21 protein-coding genes are annotated in these 23,749 nt (G+C 41.7%); 15 read left to right on the forward strand and 6 right to left on the reverse strand.

The features are described from left to right. Positions 1-357: 357 nt before the first annotated feature. Positions 358-2,541: an inverse autotransporter beta domain-containing protein gene (locus PZ638_RS02460; RefSeq protein WP_144139537.1), complete on the reverse strand. Its 2,184-nt coding sequence runs from the start codon at positions 2,539-2,541 to the stop codon at positions 358-360. A gap of 234 nt (positions 2,542-2,775) precedes the next feature. Between PZ638_RS02460 and rnz the strand changes: the two genes are divergently transcribed. Next, the gene (gene rnz / locus PZ638_RS02465) at positions 2,776-3,690 is read left to right on the forward strand and encodes a ribonuclease Z (protein ID WP_144139534.1); all 915 of its coding nucleotides are present in this window, start codon (positions 2,776-2,778) and stop codon (positions 3,688-3,690) included. 42 nt (positions 3,691-3,732) lie between these two features. Here the strand turns inward: rnz and deoR are convergent, their stop codons facing one another. Together deoR and deoC are read right to left on the reverse strand one after the other, a co-directional pair. Then, positions 3,733-4,512, reverse strand: coding sequence for a DNA-binding transcriptional repressor DeoR (gene deoR, locus PZ638_RS02470; protein ID WP_004260957.1), 780 nt, complete (start codon positions 4,510-4,512; stop codon positions 3,733-3,735). Between the two features lie 55 nt (positions 4,513-4,567). Then, entirely contained in the window at positions 4,568-5,236 is a 669-nt protein-coding gene (deoC, locus tag PZ638_RS02475) for a deoxyribose-phosphate aldolase (RefSeq protein WP_096864595.1), read from the reverse strand. Positions 5,237-5,404: 168 nt separating this feature from the next. Between deoC and rbsK the strand changes: the two genes are divergently transcribed. From rbsK to PZ638_RS02490, 3 genes are all read left to right on the forward strand, one after another. Continuing rightward, a complete protein-coding gene (gene rbsK, locus PZ638_RS02480; RefSeq protein WP_094961414.1) occupies positions 5,405-6,334 on the forward strand; it encodes a ribokinase in 930 nt (309 codons plus the stop codon). Positions 6,335-6,442: 108 nt separating this feature from the next. After that, positions 6,443-7,750, forward strand: coding sequence for an L-fucose:H+ symporter permease (fucP, locus tag PZ638_RS02485; protein WP_144139531.1), 1,308 nt, complete (start codon positions 6,443-6,445; stop codon positions 7,748-7,750). Positions 7,751-7,813: 63 nt separating this feature from the next. Continuing rightward, positions 7,814-8,830 carry an aldose 1-epimerase family protein gene (locus PZ638_RS02490; protein ID WP_167732467.1) on the forward strand — a complete coding sequence of 339 codons (1,017 nt, stop codon included), beginning with the start codon at positions 7,814-7,816 and terminating at the stop codon, positions 8,828-8,830. A gap of 35 nt (positions 8,831-8,865) precedes the next feature. Here the strand turns inward: PZ638_RS02490 and PZ638_RS02495 are convergent, their stop codons facing one another. Further along, the gene (locus PZ638_RS02495; protein WP_144139525.1) at positions 8,866-9,273 is read right to left on the reverse strand and encodes a DUF2750 domain-containing protein; all 408 of its coding nucleotides are present in this window, start codon (positions 9,271-9,273) and stop codon (positions 8,866-8,868) included. A 143-nt stretch (positions 9,274-9,416) separates the two neighbouring features. On the opposite strand from PZ638_RS02495, the gene PZ638_RS02500 reads away from it, so the two are divergent. The 5 genes from PZ638_RS02500 to PZ638_RS02520 all read left to right on the forward strand — a co-directional run bounded on the left by PZ638_RS02500 (position 9,417) and on the right by PZ638_RS02520 (position 15,275). Continuing rightward, positions 9,417-10,436, forward strand: a complete 1,020-nt coding sequence (locus PZ638_RS02500) for a mechanosensitive ion channel family protein (RefSeq protein ID WP_004260937.1) — start codon at positions 9,417-9,419, stop codon at positions 10,434-10,436. 272 nt (positions 10,437-10,708) lie between these two features. Continuing rightward, complete coding sequence (locus PZ638_RS02505) at positions 10,709-12,868, forward strand: ornithine decarboxylase (RefSeq protein WP_094961410.1); 2,160 nt, start codon at positions 10,709-10,711, stop codon at positions 12,866-12,868. A 98-nt stretch (positions 12,869-12,966) separates the two neighbouring features. After that, positions 12,967-13,902 (forward strand): uridine-preferring nucleoside hydrolase UriH, encoded by a 936-nt coding sequence (gene uriH / locus PZ638_RS02510; RefSeq protein WP_004260931.1) that lies wholly within the window; start codon positions 12,967-12,969, stop codon positions 13,900-13,902. 3 nt (positions 13,903-13,905) lie between these two features. Beyond that, positions 13,906-14,379, forward strand: coding sequence for a DUF6882 domain-containing protein (locus tag PZ638_RS02515; protein WP_144139520.1), 474 nt, complete (start codon positions 13,906-13,908; stop codon positions 14,377-14,379). A 101-nt stretch (positions 14,380-14,480) separates the two neighbouring features. Beyond that, the gene (locus tag PZ638_RS02520) at positions 14,481-15,275 is read left to right on the forward strand and encodes an inositol monophosphatase family protein (protein ID WP_094961407.1); all 795 of its coding nucleotides are present in this window, start codon (positions 14,481-14,483) and stop codon (positions 15,273-15,275) included. A 49-nt stretch (positions 15,276-15,324) separates the two neighbouring features. On the opposite strand, the gene cbrC is transcribed toward PZ638_RS02520, so the two are convergent. Beyond that, positions 15,325-15,912, reverse strand: coding sequence for a PF03691 family colicin E2 tolerance protein CbrC (cbrC, locus tag PZ638_RS02525; protein ID WP_096864603.1), 588 nt, complete (start codon positions 15,910-15,912; stop codon positions 15,325-15,327). A gap of 243 nt (positions 15,913-16,155) precedes the next feature. Here cbrC and PZ638_RS02530 point away from each other — a divergent pair, with 243 nt between their 5' ends. From PZ638_RS02530 to dusA, 3 genes are all read left to right on the forward strand, one after another. Continuing rightward, entirely contained in the window at positions 16,156-16,365 is a 210-nt protein-coding gene (locus tag PZ638_RS02530; protein ID WP_004260921.1) for a YdgH/BhsA/McbA-like domain containing protein, read from the forward strand. A gap of 137 nt (positions 16,366-16,502) precedes the next feature. Continuing rightward, complete coding sequence (ycaC, locus tag PZ638_RS02535; protein ID WP_004260919.1) at positions 16,503-17,129, forward strand: isochorismate family cysteine hydrolase YcaC; 627 nt, start codon at positions 16,503-16,505, stop codon at positions 17,127-17,129. 213 nt (positions 17,130-17,342) lie between these two features. Next, a complete protein-coding gene (gene dusA, locus PZ638_RS02540) occupies positions 17,343-18,344 on the forward strand; it encodes a tRNA dihydrouridine(20/20a) synthase DusA (protein ID WP_109912593.1) in 1,002 nt (333 codons plus the stop codon). 55 nt (positions 18,345-18,399) lie between these two features. Here dusA and PZ638_RS02545 read toward each other — a convergent pair whose 3' ends face one another. Further along, positions 18,400-19,383 (reverse strand): quinone oxidoreductase, encoded by a 984-nt coding sequence (locus PZ638_RS02545; protein WP_110731425.1) that lies wholly within the window; start codon positions 19,381-19,383, stop codon positions 18,400-18,402. Between the two features lie 212 nt (positions 19,384-19,595). Between PZ638_RS02545 and dnaB the strand changes: the two genes are divergently transcribed. The 3 genes from dnaB to PZ638_RS02560 all read left to right on the forward strand — a co-directional run bounded on the left by dnaB (position 19,596) and on the right by PZ638_RS02560 (position 23,681). Continuing rightward, a complete protein-coding gene (gene dnaB, locus PZ638_RS02550) occupies positions 19,596-21,008 on the forward strand; it encodes a replicative DNA helicase (protein WP_004260904.1) in 1,413 nt (470 codons plus the stop codon). Positions 21,009-21,299: 291 nt separating this feature from the next. Beyond that, a complete protein-coding gene (alr, locus tag PZ638_RS02555) occupies positions 21,300-22,382 on the forward strand; it encodes an alanine racemase (protein ID WP_004260901.1) in 1,083 nt (360 codons plus the stop codon). Positions 22,383-22,484: 102 nt separating this feature from the next. Continuing rightward, complete coding sequence (locus PZ638_RS02560) at positions 22,485-23,681, forward strand: amino acid aminotransferase (protein ID WP_036958319.1); 1,197 nt, start codon at positions 22,485-22,487, stop codon at positions 23,679-23,681. Positions 23,682-23,749 lie beyond the last annotated feature (68 nt).

Below are 23,749 nucleotides of genomic sequence, written 5' to 3' on the forward strand. Positions count from 1 at the left end.
TTAATTTGGCTATTGTTGAATGCTTATAGTGGTAAGAGCTTGTGAATTAGTTTGACTTAAAAAGAAGCGGAATTTACAAGGTGGAAAAACGCGGAATGGGCGGCTTCTATTGATAGCCCTACAAAACAATTCTCTCGCTAATATGAAAGCGTTTTTCTCGGTTGGGAATAGATATTACTTGAATAAAAACAATTTATTAGCTTAAAAAATTCGGTGTTTGATTGGTATAATAGTCAACCTAGTCACAATGCAATTAAGCCATAAACTAGGCTAGCGGAATGAAAAATGCCCCTGTTAAGGGGCTAATTTTGACGCTGAAAGAACCGCTAAATTAAGTTTGTTTTATTATGGGCAATATTAGCTTATTTTTTGAAATAGTTGCCTTAGCAAACTTAACGGCGTGCGTGTAGGCCTATTTTGCTTATTTACTGGAGATCTGAAAAGAGTCCCAGTACTTGGGTGAATATTTATCGTAGATCCATTCCTTAGAAAGTTAACTTGTATTGTTCGACTATCGCCATTCAGGGTGGCAATGATATTTATAGAACCTTCGACTAAGCTGCTGATTTCTAATTCTGTATTTCCATATTCATCAGTCAATTTAGTTGGTGTGATAACGGCATTTGGTGCTTCAAAGTGAACACGTGCCCCTGCGATGCTTTGTCGGCTATTATTCACAATATGCAGTTTAATTTTGTTTTTACTGATCCCATCTGCCACTGCATTGTTTTGAATGATATCAATGCTACCAATAAATGACTGGCTAATATCGGATTTAAAGTTATACATTTCAGTCATTTCTGTACCATGCTCAATATTTGCTTTTATTGCATAACTTCCTGATACCAAACTAGTAAATTGAATGGAAGCTTCACCTTTACTGTTAGCGATGATGCTATGGGATTGGTCAGAAACTGATTTTTCTGCCTGAGCCTTCCACATAAAATGATTAAGTAATGAATAATATCCCGTATTTTTTTGATTAATAGAATTAAGATTTGCAGGCAATGTGAAATTGACTTTCGCATTGGGTACTGGGTGGCCAAGAGTATCTTTAATTACTACAGTGAATATATTTGTATTTTTACCATCAGCGACAGCATTATTTCTTTTTGCGGTATTCTTATGGGTGATAGTGAGAGCGCCTGTGTTGGTAACTTCAATTAACGTTTCTGCTTGTGGTGAGACATTTCCATTAGTGTCATAAGCCGTCACGGTTAAGCGATAAAGATTGAGTTGTGAGTTTTTAAATGAATGATTGGCAATTTTATAAGACGGTAGTTTTACTGAACTTTCTCTGCCATTAAGGTGTATTTCCCCCCCAGCGGCTATCAATTCAGGGGCTTCTATCACTATTTTTTCTAGCGGGTATTTCGTGGTTAAATTGCGGATAATAGAAAGTTCTTCTCCTGTCATACCCTGAATAACTTTCGGTAATGATAATGAAATTAAGCTTTTCTTTTGGTATTCCAACACAATGTTGTTATTACGGTTAATAAAATCATAACGATTGCTGGAAATATGGCGAGTGGCCGCTACCGCCGAAGTATCAAGATGTTGCGCTAAGCTCCTTCCTAGCAACCAATTAAACGCCACTTTTGCATTTGTCTCATTTGTTCCACTATTGCCTATTTTATGTTCTGCATTTATTGCGAGCAGGGGAAATGGAGACCAATTGACGCCGACGGTAGCCGCCATTGGGTCTTTCTGGCGCTCATTTTTGCCAAATAAAGCGACGTCATCTCCGTAATATTGTTCCAGTTTTAGGTTTGCACCTAAATTCGCATACGTGGATAGCCAACCTTCAAGTTGAATATCCCAGCCGTTGGCGGGGCGTGCGTTATAATCATCGGCTAATTCGGATGCACTGCGCCAAGTCGATAGTCCCAAATAGCTATTCGCACTCATTCGAACGTAATCTTGAGCATATTCCACACCAAACCCTAAGCGCGAATAGTAATGGGATAAATCATGATCAAAGAAAGCATTTACCCCTATCATGCTATTTTGTTGGAAATGACGTAAACCAATACCGTTATTGGTCTGTAGCCGGCCATCAGTACGGTGAATACTGTGCTGAGAAAATAACAACAAATCTTGCTGTTCATACCAAGGTACTAACCAATCTAATTGAGAGGTCTTAATTGACAATTTTTTATCGAGATTAATATTTAGCCTGGCATTACCGGCTTTGGATAACCAATGTGTTATTTCATCCGTCGCCATATTTGCGGCTTTATGGCGAGCGTAATCTTGTGCCATATCTGCCAGATTTTTGGTGTTTTTTTCTTCAGAAGCAAAGTTTGCGGCATTTTGTCCATATTCCGCTAAAAAACGTTCAGTACTATCTTCAGGTTGGAGGACTTCGGGTTGGGTTCCTTCAAATTGAATGGCCTGACTACCGAGTGTAGGTAAATCGTCTAAATGGACGATTTGGGCATAACTTGGCACCATTGGCAAAATAGCCGTAGACCAAATTGCCGTAGAGAGGAGCAAACTGTTCGGTAGTTTAGGTTTCAATTTTGACGAAGGGGGATTCATCGAACATATTCCTGATATAAATATTAATATCGCTATTTTCAGGGCAGACAATGATCAGTGCTTGTGAATTGATCGGATGAATATGGAAATACGATTTGTATATTGGAAATATTTGGAATAACTGGCTTTGGTTGATAATCAAAAAATACGGAATACTATACAGATTAAAATAAATGATTTTTTTATTGGAAAAAATCTTACCATAATAAAAACAACAAATTAGATGAGGAAGTTATGGAGTTAACATTTTTAGGAACCAGTGCTGGGGTGCCGACAAAAGAGCGCAATGTCACCAGTATGATATTAAATTTGGTCGGTATCCGTAAAAGCTACTGGTTATTTGATTGTGGCGAAGGGACACAACATCGCATTTTAAATAGCCCATTTAAAACGCCAAAAATTGAGAAAATATTTATTACCCATTTACATGGTGACCATATTTTTGGTCTACCCGGTTTGTTATGTAGCCGCTCAATGGGTGGAGCGACAGACCCACTGACTGTTTATGGTCCAAAAGGGTTAAAACACTATATTGAAACGGTATTAGCCGTGAGTGTGTCTTATATGACATACCCGTTGGAAATCGTTGAAATTGAAACTGGGCAGTTATTTGATGATGGGGAGTTAATTGTGACGGCTTATGCTCTTGACCACCGTGTTGAGTGCTACGGCTATCGTATTGAAGAGCACCCAAAAAGTGGTGCATTAGACGCAGTCAAATTAGCCAATGACAATATTCCTCGTGGCCCTTGGATGCAAGCGCTTAAAGCGGGTGAAACCATTGTTCTTGATGATGGGCGAGTCGTGAATGGGACTGATTACCTTGGTGAGCCTGTTCCCGGTAAAGTCGTTGCGATTTTTGGTGATACTCAACCGACAGAACAAGCACTGGAGCTTGCGAGAAATGCCGATGTGATGATCCATGAAACCACCTTAGAGGCCGAATTTGCACAAAAAGCTAATGAGCGTGGCCACTCGACTACAGTACAAGCGGCGGAGTTAGCACGTGCTGCTGGGGTTAAGCGTTTTATCGCAACTCATATTAGTGGTCGCTACGTGAGTGAAGATATACCAAGATTGCTTGCAGAGTGCCAATCGGTGTTCCTCGCAACAGAAATTGCAGAAGACTATTTAACCGTGAAGATTTAATGTTAGCGGGCAAGATATTGTCCGCTAAATCTATTGGCGATTTTAATAAATTACTTTCACAAAGCCATTACGGCAATATGTTTCATATTCATCAGAAAGCTGCCTATTTGTGACTATCACATCAAATTGTGATAATTCCCCCATATTGGCGGTCGCGACTTCATCGAACAGGTTATAAGGGGCGAGTAAAATCTTACGGATAGATTTTTCCATCGCTTTTTTCTTCATTGGTAAATCATCGAGATTATAGCAAGTTACGCCAAAATTTCCGTGCACGCCAGCCGCTGAAATAAAGGCTTTTTTAGGGTTGATTGAATCAAGTAATGAAGGGAGTGAAGGGTTGTAAAAAGAATCACTTTTAGGGCGATACTCCCCACCACATAAAAGTGCGGTGGCATTTTTCTTTTGGCTAAGGGCGAGAAAAACGTTATGTGAGTAACAAATGCCAGTGAAATTAATCTCTTCGGGGATGAGTGAAATCAAGGTGGCCATTTCAATGCCATTATCAAAGAAAATCACATCATCTTCTGTCACCATACTAGCGGCAAGATTAGGGATATATAATTCTTCGGTTTGGTCAGGGGTAAAAACATCGGCTTGCGGCTCTTGGGTAGCTAAGTTGGCTGGTTGGGTAACAGAAACAATATAGCCGCCAAGGAGTGACATAGGAATGGGGCCTTCTGTGTCTGCGCTGAGATCTCGTCGGATAGTCATCTCTGAAACTTCGAGTATTCTAGCGGCTTCTTTTAAATGAATGCGTCCTGAACGTTTTAAACATTCACTTAAACGGCGAAGGCGTTCTTTTTGTTTAGTTTCTATCACCCTACAATCCTTTTTAAATGCACAAAATTGGCGCGGTTAGACCGCGCCCCATCACTTAGTAGTCACTCGGCTTGGTCGCCGTTCCTGTGACAATTGCTACACTCGCGCTGGCACCTACACGGTTTGCGCCAGCTTCAATCATTTTAATTGCGGTTTCACGGTCACGCACACCACCGGAGGCTTTTACACCGACTTCATCACCAACCACTTTACGCATCAGGGCGACATGGTGCTCTGTTGCACCCATTGTACTGAAACCTGTTGAAGTTTTCACAAAACCGACTTTAATTGTGCGGCAAATTTCACAAACTTGTGTAATTTCTTCATCAGTTAATAGGCAGTTTTCTAAAATAACTTTTAATGTTGCTTTACCGCAGGCTGCAAATACCGCTTCGATATCACGACGGACAAAGTCTAAGTCGCCACTTTTTAGCATGCCAATGTTGATAACCATATCGACTTCATCAGCGCCACGGCGGACAGCTTCTGCGGCTTCAAATGCTTTGGCTTCAGTTAAGCATGCCCCTAGTGGAAAGCCTACCACACAGCAAACTTTAACGTCGCTGTTTTTTAAAAGTTCGCTGGCTAAAGGAACATAACCTGTGTTCACACATACAGAGGCAAAATGGTGTTCAGCAGCTTCCGTACACAGTTTAGTAATATCGCTGACAGTCGCATTCGCAGCAAGTAAAGTGTGATCAATATATTTTGCTAAGTCTTGCATTTTCAACTTTCCTATATAAATGTGGGATAGACAACAAAGAATGAGGAAATGTGGTAGATATAACACTTGATCATTCGTTATTCGAGATCCTAATCACAAATGATATTTTTGCAACATGATAATGTTACTATCATATCATTATGTGATTTATTTAACACGAGGGACATTATGGATATAGCAGTTATTGGTTCAAACATGGTTGATTTGATCACTTATATCGATCAAATGCCAAAAGAAGGCGAAACGTTAGAAGCGCCAGCTTTCAAAATTGGTTGCGGCGGTAAAGGTGCGAACCAAGCGGTTGCTGCTGCTAAGTTAAATTCAAAAGTGATCATGTTAACCAAAGTCGGCGATGATATTTTTGCAGATAATACGATCCGCAATCTTGAGTCTTACGGTATTAACACCCGTTATGTGGAAAAAGTACCTTGTACCTCAAGTGGTGTCGCGCCTATTTTTGTTAATCAAAATTCATCAAATAGCATTTTGATCGTCAAAGGGGCGAATAAATTTTTATCCCCGGAAGATATCGATCGCGCAGCGGAAGATCTGAAAAAATGTAAATTGATCGTCCTGCAATTAGAAGTCCAGCTTGAGACGGTTTATCACGCAATTTCATTCGGCAATAAACATGGGATCCCAGTGTTGCTCAACCCAGCTCCAGCGCAACGTACGCTCGATCTCGATTTTGCTTGCCGATGTGATTTCTTTGTACCTAATGAAACGGAATTAGAAATTTTAACCAATATGCCAGTAGACACGATGGATAACATCCGTCGTGCCGCACAGTCTTTGCTGGATAAAGGGTTAAAAAATGTCATCGTGACATTAGGAGATAAAGGGGCGTTATGGATGACTCGCGACAGTGAGTTACATATACCCGCAATTAAAGTGAATGCCATTGACACCAGTGGTGCAGGGGATGCCTTTATCGGCTGTTTCTCTCATTACTATGTCCATACGGGGAATATTGAAGAAGCACTGAAAAAAGCAGTGATGTTTTCGGCCTTCAGTGTGACAGGGAAAGGGACTCAATCTTCTTATCCAAGTGTTGAGCAATTTAATGAATTTGTGCAAATCAACACAGCTAATGAATAGCTAAATAATAATAGTCCAACGTAGCTATATACCCTTTGAATAATTAAGTGGTCATCAGAGCCACATAGCCACTCATCGGGTATAAATTATAAAAATATAAGGGTTACTATGAACATTAAGAACATCACTCAGTTACCGGATGGCTACCTGAGTAAGACTCCTCTATTCCAATTTATCCTACTATCGTGTCTGTTCCCATTATGGGGATGTGCTGCAGCATTAAATGATATTTTAATCACACAGTTTAAAAGTGTCTTTGAACTCAGTAACTTCGCCTCTGCTTTAGTGCAAAGTGCATTCTATGGCGGTTATTTCTTAATCGCTATTCCAGCGTCGTTAGTGATCAAAAAAACCAGTTATAAATATGCCATTATGGTGGGGCTGATCCTATACATCGCGGGTTGCAGTATGTTCTTCCCTGCGTCTCATATGGCGACTTACACCATGTTCTTGGCAGCTATTTTCGCCATTGCGATTGGTTTAAGCTTCCTTGAAACCGCAGCAAATACATATAGCTCAATGATAGGGCCTAAACAATACGCGACATTGCGTTTAAATATTAGCCAAACTTTCTACCCAATTGGCGCAGCGGGCGGGATCTTGCTAGGTAAGTATCTGGTATTTTCCGAGGGGGATAGCTTACAAAACCAAATGGCAGGAATGAATGCGGAACAAATTCATGAATTCCGTTTAGCCATGTTGGAAAATACCCTCGAACCTTACCGTTATATGATTATGGTATTGGTTGTGGTAATGATCTTATTCCTTATTACCAAGTTCCCTAAATGTAAAGTGGCAGAAACGCAAGATCATAAGCGTCCTACTGCATTAGAAACCTTAAAATATTTAGCGAAAAATAGTCGCTTTAGAAAAGGAATCATTGCCCAATTTTTATATGTCGGTATGCAAGTGGCTGTGTGGTCATTTACCATTCGTCTCGCATTAGAGATGGGGGATATTAACGAACGCGATGCCTCAAACTTTATGGTGTATAGCTTTGCCTGTTTCTTTATTGGGAAGTTTATCGCCAATATTCTAATGACTCGCTTTAATGCAGAAAAAGTCCTAATTATCTACTCGGTGATTGGGGCGTTGTTCCTGATTTATGTTGCGTTTATTCCGAGTTTCACTGCGGTGTATGCAGCGGTCATGGTGAGTATTTTGTTTGGACCTTGCTGGGCAACCATTTATGCAGGTACTTTGGATACCGTTGATAATGAGCATACCGAAATGGCTGGGGCGGTCATTGTGATGGCGATTGTCGGTGCTGCGGTTGTTCCTGCCGTTCAAGGCTATGTCGCAGATATGCTGCACTCATTACAACTTTCATTCCTCGTTTCCATGCTGTGCTTCGTGTATGTCGGTATTTACTTCGTTGGTGAACGCCGCTTTAAAGCCAAACAAGCTGCAAAATAGTGCTCAAATTGGGTAGTGTGAGCTACCCAATTCCATTTATCTTATTAAACCGTGAGTATGAAAATGAATACATTGATACCTCTTCACAAAAGCTTATTTACGGAAAACCCGACGCTTATTTTAAAAAATAACCAATTTACTGCCACTGCATTTCGTTACCAAACTGGCGTGGAAGGGCTACGAATTGAAAATCAGCAAGGGTATTTAACGATTTTACCTTTTTTAGGACAAATGATTTGGGATGCACAATTTTGTGGCCAAAATCTGAAAATGGAAAATATGTTTTCAGCGCCAAAACGTGTTCCAACGGTAGTTGAAACCTACGGTTGCTTTGCATTCCATTCAGGTTTAATCAGTAATGGTTGCCCTTCACCAGAAGATTCACATCCATTACATGGGGAAATGCCTTGTGCAGCAATGGATAGCGCTTGGCTTGAACTGACTGGCGAAAGTTTAAAAGTCGTCGGCGAATATGAGTATGTGATGGGTTTTGGTCATCATTATCGTGCGACACCGTCAGTGCAATTAAACTCAGATAGTGCATTATTTGATATTCATATGTCAGTCACCAATTTAGCATCGGTGCCTATGCCTCTCCAATATATGTGCCATATGAATTATGCTTACGTGGAGAATGCAACATTGACACAAAATATCCCCGAAAATGCGATTAAATTGCGTGAATCAATACCGGGGCATGTACAGCCAACTGAAAAATGGCTCGCATTTAATGAAGCGTTGAAATCTGGCAAAGTCTCATTAAATCAGCTTAATCAGCCACAAATGTGTGACCCTGAAATTGTGTTTTTTATGGATGACCTCAGCCAATATACCGCAACGCCTGAGTTTAGGATGATTTCACCCGCAGGAGATACGTTTGTAACGCGTTTTAAATCTAATGAGCTAAATTATGCAACTCGTTGGATTTTGTATAATGGTGACCAAAAAGTTGGCGCATTTGTACTCCCTGCAACTTGTCGTCCAGAAGGTTTCCTTGCGGCGAAAAATAACCAAACACTGATTTGGTTAGAGGCAGGGCAAACTCGTGAATTTACTGTCACTACTGGTGTTGAAAAGTAGTTTTTTACTTTAAAAAGGCAGCACATTGCTGCCTTTTACTCATATTGCTGACATTCTTCTTCTAAATCGCGCAGAAGCGCCGCGGCATCATAAACTAATGTTTTTTCCCCATCAGACTGCATCATCAATGCAACCTTAATATTTGCTTCATGCATATCAGGCAGAATTTCTGTCATCAGGTGTTTAAGGGTAAATAGTATTGGCGTAAAATTTGCCCATTCACCCGTTAAACACAACTCAACAAATGCTTTGGCAGGCCATAGGGGGAGAAAAAGACATTTTTCATCATTCCATGCGGTAACGATATTTTTCCCATCACCGAGGCTCCATACCTGTTCCCAGTCAGCGATTTTACCGACAAAATAGTTATACTGTTGGTATGGTCTAAGGGCATGGACATTTTTTATTTCTTTATCATTTGGGGAAAATAGGTTGTTATTCATTATTGGATAATCTAAAAAGTACCTGATAATTATTGGGAAAATTATCTTTATAATTGTTATCTTAATAACAAGATAACGAAAAACAATACACAGTAAAACAAATAAAAATAAGATCTATCAGGTAAATTTTAGGGCGGTTAGAAATGATAGAAGCATTACTTGAAAAATATGCGATTGGTATGACCTTAATTGCGACTTTTCTCGCAATCTATTTAGCTTTTGAGATTGTACATAAACGCCGTAAGCATAAACATAAACGCAAAAGTATTTTGATCAATGTGATTCAAACTGTTGTGCTGTGTGGCGTGGTTATTGTTATTGCTCAATATGTAGACATGGCCGCAAAAGATTTTGATTTAACCTTTATTTCCACTTCTTTGGTTAATTTTATTACCATCTCATTGATTGCATTGATTTTAATGCGAAAACTGTTCCAACTAGCGAACCGACTAGAAAAAGCACAGATTAAAAAAGGCAGTGACCCCACTTCGGCACGTATTGTTGCCCGCGTGTTTAAAACAGCGATATTTGTCATTATGGTACTGCTGTTTGGCGAGCATTTTGGGATGAGCCTTTCTGGTTTGATGGCGTTTGGCGGGATTGGCGGTATTGCTATCGGTATGGCCGGTAAAGATATCCTGAGTAATTTTTTCTCTGGGTTAATGCTCTACTTTGACCGGCCCTTCAATATTGGCGATTGGGTCAGCTCACCGGATAGAAACATTGAAGGCACGGTGGTTGAAATCGGCTGGCGGATCACTAAAATTATTACGTTTGACCACCGTCCGCTATACATTCCCAACTCGGTTTTTTCTTCTATTAGTGTGGAAAACCCGGGGCGCATGACTAACCGACGTATCAAAACTGAAATTGGTTTGCGTTACGAAGATTCAGACAAAATTGGAGCTATTGTCGATGATATCCGCACGATGTTACAACAAGATGTGAATATCGATACCAGCCAAACCTTATTAGTTTATTTCGATGCTTTTGCCGACTCTTCGTTAAATATTATGGTGTATTGCTTTACCAAAACAACGGTTTGGGCTGAATGGCTAGCCGCACAGCAAGCGGTGTATTTGAAGATCATTGAGATAGTTAAACGCCACGATGCTGACTTTGCATTCCCATCACAGACTTTGTATGTGGAAAAAAACAACTAACGTCCCATTACGGATAAATTGACCGATTAATTTGTGGTGTTCACAGGGTTAATTGGTTAATTTATCTTTTTATTATCTTTATGACGGCCTGAAGTATGGGGGAGTGGGGTGTGATGAGATAGAATTTTTATGCTATTAACCAGTGGCTTATAAAATATATTCGACTTTCCAAATCTTGCCCTCTTTTCTTACCATGCTAGTCATTTCAATTCCCTGATCTATCAAGTATATTGTCCGCCTCTTTTCCTCAGCTAACTAAGAGCCAGACTGCTATGAACAAAATCAATGTGGCATGTAGCCAGGGGGTCGCAATCTATTTCACTAATGAATTTCAGTGGGTAGATATTCGCGATGCACAGTTAAACAATATTGCCGCTGTCGTGCTATCTGAACAAGATGCCAACCAAGGGCTGTGGGAAAGAGTTGTTGAGAGTCAGCTGAGTATTCCGCTGTTTATCATTAGTGATAAACAGCTGCCAACCGATGAAAATTTACCACCTTATTTAACGGCGCTATTACCGCCAGCCCCGGCTGCTCGTGAAGAAAATAGCCGTCAATTGCTCGATGCTGCAAATCAGTACCTTGAGCAGTTATTACCGCCATTTTTTGCTCGAATGATGGATTATGCTGCGGGCCATAATGTGACTTTCGCCTGTCCGGGGCACCAAGGCGGCCAATTTTTCCGTCGCCACCCAACAGGGGAGCAGTTTTATCAATTTTATGGTGAAAACCTGTTTCGTACCGATTTATGCAATGCCGATGTGGCAATGGGCGATTTATTGATCCACGAGGGCGCAGCGAAAGAGGCACAAAAATTTGCCGCGAAAGTTTTCAATGCGGACAAAACTTATTTTGTCTTAAATGGCACCTCATCATCCAACAAAGTCGTGCTAAATGCGCTATTAACACCGGGTGATTTAGTTTTGTTCGATCGTAATAATCATAAATCAAACCACCATGGGGCGCTGATACAGGCGGGGGCAACACCGGTCTACCTAGAAACGGCACGTAATCCTTTTGGCTTTATTGGCGGTATTGATGCGCACTGCTTCGATGAAAGTTATTTACGTGGGCTTATCCAAGAAGTGATGCCTGAAAAAGCACAAGCCCAACGGCCATTTCGCTTAGCGGTGATCCAACTTGGAACTTATGACGGTACTGTGTATAACGCAAGGCAAGTGGTTGATAAAATTGGACATTTGTGTGATTACATTTTATTTGATTCTGCGTGGGTGGGGTATGAACAATTTATTCCAATGATGCGCCAGTGCTCGCCATTGCTACTTGAATTAAATGAAAATGACCCCGGTATTATGGTGACTCAGTCAGTTCATAAACAACTGGCTGGTTTCTCACAAGCGTCACAAATCCATAAAAAAGATAACCACATCAAGGGGCAAGAGCGCTTTGTTTCACACAAAAAACTCAACAATGCTTTTATGATGCACGCTTCGACGAGCCCATTTTATCCCTTGTTTGCCTCTTTAGATGTCAATGCACGTATTCACCAAGGTGATGCAGGCAAAATGATGTGGATGGACTGCGTGAAAGTGGGGATTGAGGTAAGAAAATCGATACTTCAGCACTGCCGTTATTTTAAGCCTTTTGTTCCTGAAATCGTTGATGGCAAGTTATGGCACGAATACCCAACAGAGCAAATCGCTGCTGAGCAACGCTTCTTTAACTTCATACCGCAAGAACGTTGGCATGCGTTTGATGGCTATGCACAGGACCAATACTTCGTTGACCCCTGTAAATTGATGCTAACGACGCCAGGTATTGATGTCGAAAGTGGAGAATATGACGCTTTTGGCGTGCCTGCGACGATTTTGGCGCATTTTTTACGTGAACACGGCGTGATCCCTGAAAAATGTGACTTAAATTCAATTTTATTTTTGTTAACACCCGCAGAAACCCGTGAAAAACTGGAACTGCTAGTATCCCATTTAGTCCGTTTCGAACAGCTACTGGATGAAGATGCGTTATTAGAAGATGTATTGCCTTCGGTTTATCAGCGTTATCAAGACCATTATCAGGGTTATACATTACGCCGTTTATGCCAAGAGATGCACCAACTCAGCGTTAATGACAATATTAAACAGCTGCAAAAAGAGATGTTCCGTAAAGCTCACTTCCCGGAAGTGAAAATGGCACCTCAACAAGCACATTTAGAGTTTATTCGTGGTAACTGTGAATTATTGCCATTAGATGAATTGGAAGGGCGTATTGCCGTTGAAGGGGCATTACCGTATCCACCGGGCGTATTATGTGTCGTACCTGGGGAAGTATGGTCGGGGCCAGTACTGCGTTATTTCAAAGCACTAGAAACGGGTATTAATGCATTACCGGGCTTTGCTCCTGAGTTACAAGGTGTGTATATTTCGAAAAATGAAGGTGAGAAAAAACGTGTCTATGCGCATGTTTTAAAATAAATTTCTAAGTATTCAGATATTAAGCATAGATTTTACCTTGCTAGCTGGTTAAATTGGGGTCAGTGCCATTTCTGACTCCAATTTTAATAAGGTAAGGTATGAGCAAAAAAATAATCCTCGATTGTGACCCCGGCCATGACGATGCTATCGCGTTATTACTGGCTTATGGTAACCCTGACATTGAATTATTGGCGGTAACAACCGTTGCTGGTAATCAAACCCTCGAAAAAGTCACTCATAATGCACTGGCTATCGCTGAAATGGCGAAGATTAGCGGTATTCCATTTGCTGCGGGCTCGGTACGCCCTTTAGTTCGGGAAATTGAAGTTGCGCCTGATATTCATGGGGAATCAGGGCTTGATGGGCCTGTATTACCGACACCAACATTGAAGCTTGATGAAAGACATGCAGTTTCACTGATTATCGAAACCATTATGTCTCACCCACCTAAAACGGTGACTTTAGTTCCTACTGGCGCATTAACGAATATTGCGCTTGCTGCTCGTCTTGAGCCTCGCATTGTCGAACGAGTTAAAGAAGTGGTGCTGATGGGAGGGGGCTATCATGTTGGGAATTGGAGTGCGGTAGCTGAATTTAACATCAAAATTGACCCAGAAGCGGCTCATATTGTTTTCAATGAAAAATGGCCGTTAACCATGGTGGGCTTAGACCTTACCCATCAAGCGTTAGCAACTCCTGATGTAGTGAAACAAATTGCTGCGATTGGCAGTGATTGTTCACAATTTGTCGTCGAACTACTGGATTTTTTTGGAAAAATGTACAAGCAAGCTCAAGGCTTTGATGCTCCGCCAGTACACGACCCTTGTGCGGTTGCTTATGTTATTGACCCTAACGTAATGACCACACAAAAAGTGCCTGTAAATATTGAACTGACTGGGACGCACACGTTAGGCATGACGGTGGCTGACTTCCGCTATCCTGCGCCTGAAAATAGCCATACTCAAGTTGCTGTTAAATTAGACCATCATAAATTTTGGCAGTTGATTATCAACGCATTAAAAAATATTGGGTAATAAATGGATAATGAAATAGAACAAATGCCTTATGAGGCATTAATTGAACGTAGCATGAATTCACTACAGGCCAAAAACCAATTTCATTGTGATACATGGAAATTAGATGAAGCCGATTGGTCAGTGAACCAAGACGAAGGAACCATTATTTTTCATGCGCCTGACAATATAATGGCAACAGCGCTAGTTCAAATTGTTGGTACTTATGACCAAAGCCAAGGCAGTTGGATGTGGAGCTGGGCAAACAGTTCTATCGACAGCGCTTTAACACAAGATGCAATCGCGGTGAAAGCTTATGGCGAGCGGAAAGACAACGCATTATTAACCGCCCGCATTAGTCAAATCGAGGAGTATGACGCATGGCAATTAACGGCATTGGCTTGCGAACTCAATAATCAGCAAGGGGTGTACCGTGGAATTGCGGGGCACACTTTGGTATTTATGACATTTGGTGAAGTTTCTCTTAAACAAATTTAGGTTGTATTGGTGCTTTATCTCTGGTCGATAAGGCATTTTAGCGCCTTTATTCCATAACCTATCCGTTATACTCATTTTCTTTTTCAATGAGGAGCTTGGTCATGTTAAATATTGCACTCGAAGCCGCTAAATTAGTCAAAACCATGACAGTAGACGCTTTTGAAGGGGCGGGAAAGTTTGATTATAAACCCGATCGTTCCGTAGTTACGGAAACGGATACCCGAGTTGAAGAAGAAATTAGGGCATTCTTTGCACAAAAAACACCGAATATCGCTGTTTTAGGTGAGGAGTTTGGCTTTGTCGGTGAGCAGCAATTCAGTTCTGGTTGGGTAATTGACCCGATTGATGGTACGCGTGCATTTATTTATGGAGTGCCGTTATTTAGTACGTTAATTGCTTATGTGGAAAATGGGGAACCATTACTTAGTGTGATTAGTTTTCCCGCGATATCCACACTCTACTTTGCCTCACAAGGGGAAGGGTGCTGGGTGCAAACAGCTAGTCAGGCTCCAAGACAGCTTAAACTCGAAAGCCAATCGCCTAAATCATTATCAGAAGCAGTGGTAAGCGCATCAGGCATTCATAATAGTAATTATAATTCCCGAGAAGGGTCGCAAATTTATCATTTGGATGCGGTTGTGGGCCAAGCAAGGGACTTCATTTTTGCTAATGACGCTTATCAGCATGCCATGGTTGCCAGCGGTCGCATTCATGGTGCGATTGATACCATTATGAAACCTTGGGATAGTGCGGCACTTATTCCGTGTATCCGAGAGGCGGGCGGGGAAGTTTGTGCATTAAATGGACAGCGTAAGCAAGCCATGTTTGCGGGAAGCTTGCTATCAGCCGCAACGCCAGAATTAGCTGAGCAAATTATTGAGTTGATGAATAGTTGAAGATGAGAGCGTGAAGATAAGCCTCTTCACGCGATTTAGTTGATATAAATTAGCTAAAATCAAAATGCAAACGTAGTTTTTTGCAATGTAAACAACGGAATAAATAACCTTGAGCAGAGCTATCTTGATGGAGAATATTCGCGAGCTCTGAAATTGAAAAACCATAATCAGCGATATCATTTTCAAGGGAAACAAATTCATCGAGTCTATCTTTGATGTCATCCCAGTAAACATAGCCTATGAATTCACAAGGCTCTTGGCAGTGTGCGAGCCAAATTTCTTGTTGCCACCCTTGATAGCCCGGTGTTCGTTTAATTAGTTCATCAAACATTTCAGTAGGGTAGGGGTTTAGAGTATGTGAAAACTCGCCGTCCTCGTCATATTCGCAATCAATACCTTCAACACTGGCAGGGTCTTGAAACTCACCATCAAATTTTGCACTGGCAGAACCATCAGCAATACACCAAGGACACAAAGCATCAATATCCTCAGTAGAATAAAACGGGCTTTCATAATAAATATCAGTAGGTTGCTTACAACAATCACAGGTTACTGTTTTATCCGTCAGAAAAGCTTCTGTTTCAATAGGGTTCGGGTGGTACCTAAATGTAGGGAGTGTTCGGTTATTGAGTGGCATATACAGTTCCTATTAAAGGTTGCGCGAGAAGTAAACCAACTTTGGGAAAGCATACCACAAGGCTGCTTGATTATATCTTTTGGTTTTATTCCATTGTGAGTTTCAGATAAAGTACATTGTTCAGTTAATTTGAATAAATCGAGCTATATTATTAGCTTTAACCTAAATAACATTGTCGATATGATGCCTTCATCGCAGACAACAAGGGTTGTCTCATCGAATAAAAAATGAAGGAATTAGACTATGAACATGTTAAAAACTTTGATGGCAGCTTCTGTATTATCTTTCGTCGCATTTGGTGCATCAGCAGCAACAATCACCGCAACAGGTGATACGCTAGCTTCAACAGAAGCGAAAATTGCAGCTAAAGCTAAAGCAGCGGGCGCAGATAGCTATACAATTACCAGTGCTCGTATGGGGAATTTTGTCACAATGAGCGCAGAAACTAAATAACGAATTGTGTGAATTCATCTTGTTGAAATATTTTTGATAAAAAGTGGTGTTTTAGGCGCGATAAGCAGATTAAATACCACTTTTGTTTTATCTGAACCCACATAGAGTACTTTTCTAATCATTGAGGAGTCGTTGATATGAGTTTCAAATATAACCGCCTAGATAAAGATAATGCAGCTGTATTACTTGTTGACCATCAAACGGGTTTGTTATCGCTAGTTCGTGACCAAGACCCAGATAAATTCAAGAACAGCGTGTTAGCACTGGCCGATTTGGCAAAATATTTTAACTTACCAACTATTTTGACTACATCTTTTGAAGATGGTCCTAATGGCCCGTTAGTTCCTGAATTAAAAGAAACATTTCCTGATGCCCCTTTCATTGCTCGCCCTGGTCAAATCAACGCGTGGGATAACGAAGAGTTCGTTAAAGCTGTCAAAGCCACAGGTAAAAAACAGCTGATTATTGCCGGTGTTGTGACAGAAGTATGCGTGGCATTTCCTGCACTATCTGCACTGGAAGAAGGCTATGAAGTTTTTGTGATCACTGATGCCTCAGGTACATTTAACCCGATTACACGTGATGCCGCGTGGGATAGAATGTCAAAAGCAGGTGCTCAATTGATGAGCTGGTTTGGTGCCGCTTGTGAATTACACCGTGATTGGCGTAATGATGTGGAAGGGTTAGGCACTTTGTTTTCAAACCATATCCCTGATTACCGCAACTTAATGACCAGCTATGCACTGCTTTCTGCGAAAAAATAGTGCGTAACTGGGTATTAAAATGACATAATTGGTTTAAAAATCCTCGATACGACATTGCTCATATCGGGGGTTATTTCGTTAAATTAACTGAGTTCAGCCGCTCATTTTCGTCATCATCGCACTTAATTCGCTCTATGTTATAATAGCCTGCTGTTTTTGCTTGGCTCCTTACTTTTGGGGGCTATCCATTTGATTTCAATACACAAGACCACCATGCATCAAAATACCTCAAAACAAGGCTACACCAACCTAAACCGATTTTCCGTTGCGCCGATGCTCGATTGGACAGATCGCCATTGCCGTTATTTTCATCGCTTATTAAGCAAAAACACCTTGCTGTATACCGAAATGGTCACAACAGGGGCGATTATTTACGGAAAAGGGGACTATCTTGCTTTTAGTGAGGAAGAGCATCCTGTTGCGTTACAGCTTGGTGGTAGCGATCCTGCCGCATTAGCGCAATGTGCCAAATTGGCACAAGAGCGTGGTTATGATGAAATTAACCTAAATGTAGGTTGCCCATCAGATCGCGTACAAAATGGGCGTTTTGGTGCTTGTTTAATGGGAGATGCGCAGCTTGTTGCTGATTGTGTGAAAGCCATGCAAGACGTGGTTTCTATTCCTGTAACCGTAAAAACTCGTATTGGTATTGATGAGCAAGACAGCTACGCGTTTTTATGTGATTTTATTGAAACTGTTTCTGATAAAGGCGGCTGTGAAATGTTTATTATCCATGCACGTAAAGCATGGTTGTCCGGCCTTAGCCCAAAAGAAAATCGCGAAATCCCACCACTTGATTACCCGCGAGTTTATCAATTAAAACGTGATTTTCCTCATTTGACCATGGCGATTAATGGTGGAGTCAAAACGCTGGAAGAAGCAAAAGAGCATCTTCAACACCTAGATGGCGTCATGGTGGGGCGCGAAGCCTATCAAAACCCGTCTATTTTAACGGCGGTTGATAACCAATTGTTTGGTGAGCACTTTCCTGTCACTAATGGTGTTGACGCTGTTAGAGCGATGTACCCTTACATCGAAAAAGAGTTATCGAAAGGCGCTTATTTAGGCCATATGACCCGCCATATGTTAGGGATTTTCCAAGGTATCCCCGGCGCACGTCAGTGGCGTCGTCATTTAAGTGAAAATGCGCATAAAAAAGGGGCTGACTTAGTCGTTGTTGAGCAAGCTCTCGAGTTTGTGACGCGTGGCGAATAGCTATCATGTGGGGAAAAAAGCGCCATTTGGCGCTTTTTGCATATTGAGTCGCTTATTATGGAACCAATAAACTCGAACCTTGGGTTTTTCTTGATTCGATAGTGAGGTGAGCTTTTTGTGCATCTTTTAAAGCAAAAATTTGTGATTGCGGCACATCTACATTCACTTTTCCGCTTAAAATCATATCAAATAAGGCATTACTAGCTTGGTCTAGCTCAGCACGGTTAGTCACATAGACACCAAGTGATGGGCGAGTGACGTATAATCCGCCTTTTTGGTTTAAAATTCCTAAGTTTACACCGGTAACAGGACCAGAAGCGTTACCAAAACTCACCATTAAGCCGCGACGCTTGAGCGAGTCTAAAGAAGCAATCCATGTAGATTGACCGACAGAGTCATACGCCACATTCACTTTCTCGCCATTAGTGATTTCTTTCACGCGAGCTGCAATGTCTTCTGTTTGGTAATTGATGACTTCCCATGCCCCGGCATCTTTGGCTCTTAACGCTTTATCTGCAGAACCCACCGTGCCTATCATCTTAGCGCCTAGCGCGTTTGCCCATTGGCAAGCTATCAACCCAACGCCACCTGCAGCGGCGTGGAACAGAAAGACTTCGTCACGTTTCAGTTGATATGTCTGATGGAATAAATAATAAACCGTCATGCCTTTTAATGAGCTGGCTGCGGCTTGTTCAAAGGTAATACCATCAGGAAGGTGTGCCACGGCACTTTCAGGGACATTATGGACTTCGCTATAAGCACCTAGAGGGCCTTGCGCATAAACGACACGGTCACCGGGCTTGAAACCTGTGACATGGGCACCAGTTTTCACAACAACACCTGCCGCTTCTGTACCAAGGCCACTTGGTAGCTTAGCAACAGGGTATAAACCGCTGCGAACATAGGTGTCGATAAAGTTAATCCCGATAGCACGGTTTTCTATTTGAATTTCATTATCTGCTGGGTTTGCTGGGGAATAATCTACTAAGTTAAGTACATCAGCGCCGCCATGCTGCGCGAATTCAATACGTTTTGCCATGACAATCTCCAATAAGGACTATTCATTTTAATTACAATAACAATCGTTTTATCATAACGCCATGTTTCAATCAGAAGAATTATAGGTTTGTGCTTTCAGTGATGTATTTTATCTTGTGATTACTTTGCGCAAAGACGCAAAGAAAACCACAAAAAAATAAGATTGGCGTATACTAAGCGCAGATCGTTAATTATAGACTTGGATATTAATGTATGGCTAAAAAACCCTCATCAAATTTCAAAACGGATGCCCCACGAGACCACCAAATGGAAGGGTTAAAACTTCCACCACATTCTCTCGAAGCGGAGCAGTCTGTTTTAGGGGGGTTAATGTTAGATAACGAGCGTTGGGATACCGTTTCTGAACGTGTGACTCACGCTGATTTCTTTAGCCGCCCCCACCGTACCATTTTCTCACAGATGCAATTTTTGCTTGAGCAAGGCAAACCTATTGACCTTATCACCTTATCAGAATCACTAGAACAGCAGGGTGAGTTGGATAGCGTCGGTGGTTTTGCTTATTTGGCTGAGCTATCTAAAAATACGCCAAGTGCGGCGAATATTAATGCTTATGCAGACATCGTCCGCGAACGTGCGATTGTTCGCGATATGATTTCAGTCGCTAATGAAATTGCAGATGCAGGTTATGATCCACAAGGGCGAAGCAGTGAAGATCTCCTCGATTTAGCCGAAACCAAAGTATTCCAAATCGCTGAGTCAAGAGCGAATAAAGACGAAGGGCCAAAAGGTATTGAAGCCATTTTGTCTGAAACTGTTGAAAAAATTGAGCAACTTTACCAACAACCGCACGACGGTGTTACTGGGGTTTCAACAGGTTACCAAGACCTCGATAAAAAAACCGCAGGTTTACAAGGTTCTGATTTAATTATTGTGGCCGCGCGTCCATCGATGGGGAAAACCACTTTTGCAATGAACTTGTGCGAAAACGCGGCGATGACGGAAGAAAAACCTGTTTTAATCTTCAGTTTAGAGATGCCAGGAAACCAAATCATGATGCGTATGTTGGCATCATTATCCCGTGTTGACCAAACCCGTATTCGTACTGGGCAACTTGATGATGAGGATTGGGCGCGAATTTCAAGCACGATGGGTATTTTGATGGAAAAGCGCAATATGTACATCGATGACTCTTCGGGCCTGACTCCCACAGAGGTTCGTTCACGTGCGAGGCGTATTTATCGTGAACATGGTGGTTTAAGTTTGATCATGATTGACTACCTCCAATTGATGCGAGTTCCTGCTCTTTCTGACAACCGTACGTTAGAAATTGCCGAAATTTCACGTTCACTTAAGGCGCTAGCGAAAGAATTAAATGTACCTGTGGTGGCTCTGTCGCAGTTAAACCGTAGTCTTGAGCAACGTGCCGATAAGCGCCCTGTTAACTCGGATTTACGTGAATCAGGGTCTATCGAGCAGGATGCGGACTTAATCATGTTTATCTATCGTGATGAGGTTTATCACGATAATAGTGAGCTCAAAGGGGTTGCGGAAATCATTCTCGGTAAACAGCGTAATGGGCCGATTGGTACGGTGCGGTTGACGTTTAATGGGCAGTGGTCGCGCTTCGATAATTATGCAGGGCCAGCTTATAATGATGAGGACTAAATCCTCATCATAAATACTCGTCATATTTTGCGCTGTCACGGTGTTGGCTGCACTCGGCTACGCGAATCATATACTTATGTATGCTTCTTGGATTAGCTCAATCGCCGCCTAGCGACAATGCAAACTATTTAGAGTATTAAAGTTAAACTAGTTTGAATAATTTTTTCTTTATACAGAAACAAGATCGAATGGAAATTGATATTTTTTAGCGTATAACAAATAGAGAATATATTGGGCTGCCAAAGGGCAGCTTAATTTTTAGCGGGTTTAGAGAAAAAGAACGAGGAAACAATGAAAGCGGCAACCGCATTGATAAACCGCCGCGCTCTGCGACACAACTTGCAACGGGTGAAAGAAATTGCACCAAATAGCCAGATGATTGCAGTTGTCAAAGCAAACGCTTATGGTCATGGGTTAGTAGGGGTTGGTCAGGCAGTAGAAGAGCTGGTGGATGGCTTTGGTGTGGCAAGACTCAATGAGGCGCTACTATTACGGCAGCACGGTGTGATAAAACCGATTGTTTTACTGGAGGGTTTTTTTGAACAATCTGACTTGTTGTTAATGGCAGAACACCAGATTGACACCGTGATCCACTGTATAGAACAGCTTGAAATGCTAGAAGCCACCAAATTACCCTATCCTCTTAAAGTTTGGATGAAACTGGATACAGGTATGCACCGCCTTGGCATACTTCCTAAAGATGCCGAAGGCTTTTATCAACGTTTACAACGCTGCCAGCAAGTTCAGCTCCCTATCAATATTGTTAGTCATTTTTGCCAAGCGGATGCCCCCCATTTACCGACAACTGAAAAACAAATTGCCTGCTTTAAACAGTTTATTGACGGTAAAGAGGGTGAGAAATCCATTGCCGCCTCCGCAGGAATTTTACTTTGGCCAGAAGCTCACTATGACTGGGTTCGTCCAGGGATCATGATGTATGGCGCTTCGCCACAAGAAGGGAAAAGTGCAGAAGACTTCGGTTTGCTTCCTGTGATGACACTAAAATCAACATTAATTGCGGTTAGGGAACATGCGGCAGGACAATGTGTAGGTTATGGTGAAACATGGTGTAGTGACAAAGACACACTGCTTGGTGTTGTTGCAATCGGCTATGGTGATGGTTATCCACGTAACGTACCTTCAGGCACACCGGTGTTAATTAATGGGCGAAAAGTGCCTATTGTTGGGCGAATTTCCATGGATATGACAGTGGTGGATTTGGGACTAAATGCCGATGATAAAGTGGGGGATGACGTTATTTTGTGGGGAAATCAACTACCGGTTGAAGAAATTGCCACACAAACAGGCATTATCAACTATGAGTTACTGACGAAGTTAACCTCTAGAGTTGCAATGGAATATGTAGACGAATAGCCAGCAAAGGGTTATTTTCAGATAACAACGTAAAAATGGCGCTAAATATGGCAAATCATCGCTTGGTTTATTTAGCGTAAAATAATGATTAGGAGATGTCCTGTGTTCGAACATGTTGATGCTTATCCGGGCGACCCAATTCTGTCGTTAATGGATGAATTTAATAAAGACTCTCGTGAAAATAAAATTAATTTGAGTATCGGTCTTTACTATGATGGTGACGGGAAAACCCCTGAACTGGCGACAGTCGGTACGGCAAAAGCGGCGTTAAATAAACTGCCAGCAAGCGCATCACTGTATTTGCCTATGGAAGGTTTGAAAGATTACCGTACTGAATTACAAAAATTAGTATTTGGTGAGGATTGCCCGCTAATTGCACAGGAACGTATCGCTACCGTCCAAACGATTGGTGGTTCTGGTGCGTTAAAAATTGGTGCTGATTTTTTACATCAATATTATCCCGATTCCGAAGTGTGGTGCAGTGACCCAACTTGGGAAAACCATGCCTCTATTTTTTCAGGTGCGGGAACAAAAGTGCATTACTACCCGTACTTTGATGAAAAAACCAAAGGCGTTAAATTTGATGAGATGCTAGCGACATTCAAACAATTGCCTGCTAATAGCATCATCCTAATGCACCCGTGCTGTCATAACCCAACAGGCTCCGACCTGACTCCTGCACAATGGGATGAAGTCACTAAGGTAGCATTAGAACGCAAATTGATCCCATTTTTAGATATTGCTTATCAAGGTTTTGCAGAAGGCATTAATGAAGATGCTTATGCTATCCGAGCGATGGTTAAAGCTGGCTTACCCGTGTTTGTCAGTAACTCATTTTCTAAAATCTTTGGTATCTACGGTGAACGTGCAGGTGGCCTTTCTGTGATCTGTGAAAACCAAGATGAACGTGACCGTGTGTTAGGCCAGTTAAAAGCGGGTGTTCGCCGTTTATATTCTAGCCCGCCATCTAATGGTGCAAAAATTGTTGCTGCGGTATTAACCAACAGCGCAGAAAAAGCCAAATGGTTAGCGGAAGTGGAAGAGATGCGCTTACGTATTTTAGACATGCGTACGGTATTGGTGGATGAGCTAAAAAAAGCATTACCAAACCAAAATTTCGATCACTTATTAAAGCAGCGCGGCATGTTCAGCTACACTGGTTTTTCTAAAGAGCAAGTGGCTCGCTTGAAAGACGAATTTGCGGTTTACTTGGTTGGAACTGGCCGTGTTTGTATGGCAGGTGTCAATCGCCATAATGTTAAACGCATTGTTGAAGCATTTGCTGCCGTTAGCCAATAATTCTTAGCTATCGTAATAATTATCAGGGAACAAAATGCTCCCTGATAATCTTCTTACTTATTTTTTAA

The organism is Providencia hangzhouensis (assembly GCF_029193595.2).
In the GTDB taxonomy this organism is placed as follows: Bacteria; Pseudomonadota; Gammaproteobacteria; order Enterobacterales; family Enterobacteriaceae; genus Providencia; species Providencia hangzhouensis.

Coding starts and splice junctions, on each gene's coding strand:
- fucP (WP_144139531.1), top strand. CDS start 6,443: ATGAACATTAAGAACATCACTCAGTTACCGGATGGCTACCTGAGTAAG.
- PZ638_RS02545 (WP_110731425.1), bottom strand. CDS start 19,383: ATGGCAAAACGTATTGAATTCGCGCAGCATGGCGGCGCTGATGTACTT.
- PZ638_RS02495 (WP_144139525.1), bottom strand. CDS start 9,273: ATGAATAACAACCTATTTTCCCCAAATGATAAAGAAATAAAAAATGTC.
- PZ638_RS02490 (WP_167732467.1), top strand. CDS start 7,814: ATGAATACATTGATACCTCTTCACAAAAGCTTATTTACGGAAAACCCG.
- PZ638_RS02460 (WP_144139537.1), bottom strand. CDS start 2,541: ATGAATCCCCCTTCGTCAAAATTGAAACCTAAACTACCGAACAGTTTG.
- PZ638_RS02520 (WP_094961407.1), top strand. CDS start 14,481: ATGTTAAATATTGCACTCGAAGCCGCTAAATTAGTCAAAACCATGACA.
- dnaB (WP_004260904.1), top strand. CDS start 19,596: ATGGCTAAAAAACCCTCATCAAATTTCAAAACGGATGCCCCACGAGAC.
- uriH (WP_004260931.1), top strand. CDS start 12,967: ATGAGCAAAAAAATAATCCTCGATTGTGACCCCGGCCATGACGATGCT.
- deoC (WP_096864595.1), bottom strand. CDS start 5,236: ATGCAAGACTTAGCAAAATATATTGATCACACTTTACTTGCTGCGAAT.
- PZ638_RS02500 (WP_004260937.1), top strand. CDS start 9,417: ATGATAGAAGCATTACTTGAAAAATATGCGATTGGTATGACCTTAATT.
- PZ638_RS02530 (WP_004260921.1), top strand. CDS start 16,156: ATGAACATGTTAAAAACTTTGATGGCAGCTTCTGTATTATCTTTCGTC.
- rnz (WP_144139534.1), top strand. CDS start 2,776: ATGGAGTTAACATTTTTAGGAACCAGTGCTGGGGTGCCGACAAAAGAG.
- ycaC (WP_004260919.1), top strand. CDS start 16,503: ATGAGTTTCAAATATAACCGCCTAGATAAAGATAATGCAGCTGTATTA.
- alr (WP_004260901.1), top strand. CDS start 21,300: ATGAAAGCGGCAACCGCATTGATAAACCGCCGCGCTCTGCGACACAAC.
- PZ638_RS02505 (WP_094961410.1), top strand. CDS start 10,709: ATGAACAAAATCAATGTGGCATGTAGCCAGGGGGTCGCAATCTATTTC.
- PZ638_RS02515 (WP_144139520.1), top strand. CDS start 13,906: ATGGATAATGAAATAGAACAAATGCCTTATGAGGCATTAATTGAACGT.
- rbsK (WP_094961414.1), top strand. CDS start 5,405: ATGGATATAGCAGTTATTGGTTCAAACATGGTTGATTTGATCACTTAT.
- cbrC (WP_096864603.1), bottom strand. CDS start 15,912: ATGCCACTCAATAACCGAACACTCCCTACATTTAGGTACCACCCGAAC.
- dusA (WP_109912593.1), top strand. CDS start 17,343: ATGCATCAAAATACCTCAAAACAAGGCTACACCAACCTAAACCGATTT.